Origin of the sequence: Rhodovulum viride (assembly GCF_003265965.1) — a bacterium.
GTDB lineage: Bacteria > Pseudomonadota > Alphaproteobacteria > Rhodobacterales > Rhodobacteraceae > Rhodovulum > Rhodovulum kholense.
Window position 1 is genome coordinate 1 of the sequence record NZ_MUAV01000175.1, and the last position, 496, is coordinate 496.

The following is a 496-nucleotide window of genomic DNA, read 5'->3' on the forward strand; positions in this document are numbered from 1 at the left end:
ATCAACATACGGGGGCCAACCCCGACAGGAGCCACAAGATGCAGGAGCGCGCGATGATGCTGGACAGGCAGATGCAGAGGCAGGGGCAGCGGAACGGCCCGACCCGGCGCGCGATGCCGGTGCGCGCCGCTCTCGAATGGGCCTTCGGCACCGAATGCGCGCGGTTCGACCATGACGAAATCGGCGCGGTCGGCGGCACCGGCTGGCGGTCCTACGGCATGGAGTATGTCGCGATCCAGCAGGAACAGCTGGGCGCCCGCGTCGATACCAGCCCGGGCCGGTCCTGGCCGCATGACGATGCCGAGCTGATCGCGACCGTGGTCCGGAACGTCCTGCCCTGGTACGCCGCCACGCAGGTGGCCGATCTGGCCCGGGCGGGCAGGACCCCTGACTGGATGCCGGACGCCCGCCCGCGCTGCGTGCCGGTCAAATGGCGGGAAACCTCGCATGGGCCGCGCGCTGCGCAGGCCGATGGCGATACGTGGCGGTATCGGGC

General features: G+C 70.8%; 1 pseudogene. It reads left to right on the forward strand.

The annotated features are described in order from the left end of the window. Nucleotides 1–38: 38 nt before the first annotated feature. A pseudogene (locus BYZ73_RS21705) lies at nt 39–496 on the forward strand (hypothetical protein); the annotation flags it as partial.